The organism is Lentzea aerocolonigenes (genome assembly GCF_000955955.1).
Lineage (GTDB): Bacteria > Actinomycetota > Actinomycetes > Mycobacteriales > Pseudonocardiaceae > Lentzea > Lentzea aerocolonigenes_A.
Window position 1 is genome coordinate 1 of sequence record NZ_JYJG01000474.1, and the last position, 2,006, is coordinate 2,006.

The window sequence follows — 2,006 nt, forward strand, 5'->3', positions numbered from 1 at the left end:
CATCAGGCGTGCTCGCCCACACCTACCTGGAGAACTCGATCACCGGCGTGTGGCTCGACGGCGTCCACGCCTCCGAAGGACGGCTCAACGCCGCTCTCGCCGCCGAGTACGGGGTGCCCGTGCTGCTGGTCACCGGCGACGACCTGACCTGCGAAGACGCCCGGAGCTACGCGCCGGGCGCCACCGGCGTGGCGGTGAAGGAATGCGTGTCGCGCTACGCGGCCATCTGTCTCCCACCGGCGGTGGCTTTTTCACAGATCACAGAAGCGGCCGCCAACGCGATGACTCTGGCAGGGCGACGCGAGGGGGCCGTGTCCGCGCATCGCATCGAGATCGAGTTCGACGCCACCCACCTCGCCGACGCCGCCGCGGTCGTGCCCACCGTCGAACTCACCGGGCCTCGCCGCGTCGGGTTCGACGCCGTGTCGATGACCGAGGCGATGAAGGCGTTCAAGGTCGTCACGCACGTCGCGGCAGGTGCGATCGAGGGCATCTACGGCTGACCGTAGGGTGGCGGCATGACGCTGGACGTGGCGCAGCTGTGCGCGCAGCTCATCCGCTTCGACACCACCAACCGCGGTGGCGGCTCCAGCGAGGGCGAACGCGAGGCGGCCGAGCACGTCGCCGCGATCCTGCAGGACAACGGCGTACCGCCGACCTTGCTGGAACCCGCGCCGCGCCGCACCAACGTCCTCGCCCGCATCCCCGGCACCGACCCGTCGCTGCCCGCCGTCCTCGTCCAGTCCCATCTCGACGTCGTGCCCGCCGACCCGGCCGAGTGGAGCTTCGACCCGTTCGCCGGCGAGATCCGCGACGGGTACGTGCTGGGCCGCGGCGCCGTGGACATGAAGGACATGGCCGCGATGACGCTCGCGGTGCTCAACCGGTGGCACGTCGAGGGCCGCCGGCCGCGCCGGGACGTCGTGCTGGCGTTCGTCGCGGACGAGGAGGACCAGGGCGTGTACGGCGCGCACTGGCTCGTCGAGCACCACGCCGCCTACTTCACCGGGGTCGAGGCGGCGATCAGCGAGTCCGGCGGCTTCTCGTTCGACGTGGACGGCGTGCGGCTGTACCCGATCGGGACGGCTGAACGCGGTACGTCGCACATGAAGCTCACCGCCGTGGGCCGCGCGGGCCACGGATCGCGCAAGAACGCGCAGAACGCCGTCACAGCACTTGTCACCTCGTTGGCGCGCATCGCCGCGTACGAGCACCCGGTGCGTTTGACGCCCACGGTGGAGGCGTTCCTGGTCGGTGCGGGCAAGGCGTTGGGCGTCGAGGTCGACCTGGACGACGTCGACGGCACGATCGCCCGCCTCGGACCCGCCGCGAAGCTCGTCGAGAACACCGTGCGTTGCTCGACGACGCCGACGATGCTGCAGGCCGGGTACAAGGTCAACGTCATCCCCGGCACCGCGACCGCGCAGCTCGACGTGCGCACCCTGCCCGGCACGATCGACGAGCTCGAAGCGACCATCGACTCGCTGCTGGCCGACGGCGTGACGCGGGAGTTCCTGGAACACCAGCCCGCCGTCGAGGCGCCCGTCGACACCGCGTGGTTCGCCGCGATGGCCGAGGCGTTGCGCGACGAGGACCCCGCCGCCGTGGTCGTGCCGCACTGCCTGGGCGGCGGCACGGACGCGAAGGCGTTCAGCCGGCTGGGGATCCACTGCTACGGCTTCTCGCCGCTGTCCCTGCCCGCCGGCTTCGACTACCGGTCGATGGCCCACGGCGTCGACGAGCGCGTCCCCGTCGAGGGCCTCGAGTTCGGTGTCCGCGTGCTAGACCGCTTCCTGTCGAGCTGACCGTCGCTCGGCGAGCTCCTGCACCGGCGTCGGCAGCGTCGTCTCGAAGTCGATGAGCTTCGCCCACGTCGGCGTGATCACGATCCGGACCATGCCGTCGTCGTAGAGCGAACGCACCTCGCGCTCCCACTCCACCCGCTGCTCCGCGCTCATCGCGTAGGTGCCGTTCATCCGCAGGAACTCGTCCGGGATGCCGTCGAC

General features: G+C 70.9%; 2 protein-coding genes and 1 pseudogene. 2 read left to right on the forward strand and 1 reads right to left on the reverse strand.

Annotated features, from left to right (window positions below):
* Nucleotides 1–503 (forward strand): M55 family metallopeptidase (locus UK23_RS44050; RefSeq protein ID WP_045317795.1); only part of this gene is annotated, 503 nt, incomplete at its 5' end.
* Nucleotides 504–518: 15 nt separating this feature from the next.
* On the forward strand, nt 519–1,805 hold the full coding sequence (locus UK23_RS44055; RefSeq protein ID WP_045317796.1) for a M20/M25/M40 family metallo-hydrolase: 1,287 nt from the start codon (nt 519–521) through the stop codon (nt 1,803–1,805).
* On the opposite strand, the pseudogene UK23_RS44060 reads toward UK23_RS44055, so the two are convergent.
* Nucleotides 1,782–2,006, reverse strand: a pseudogene (locus tag UK23_RS44060) (pyridoxamine 5-phosphate oxidase); the annotation flags it as partial. The gene UK23_RS44055 and the pseudogene UK23_RS44060 sit on opposite strands and share 24 nt — an antisense overlap.

Coding starts and splice junctions, on each gene's coding strand:
- UK23_RS44055 (WP_045317796.1), top strand. CDS start 519: ATGACGCTGGACGTGGCGCAGCTGTGCGCGCAGCTCATCCGCTTCGAC.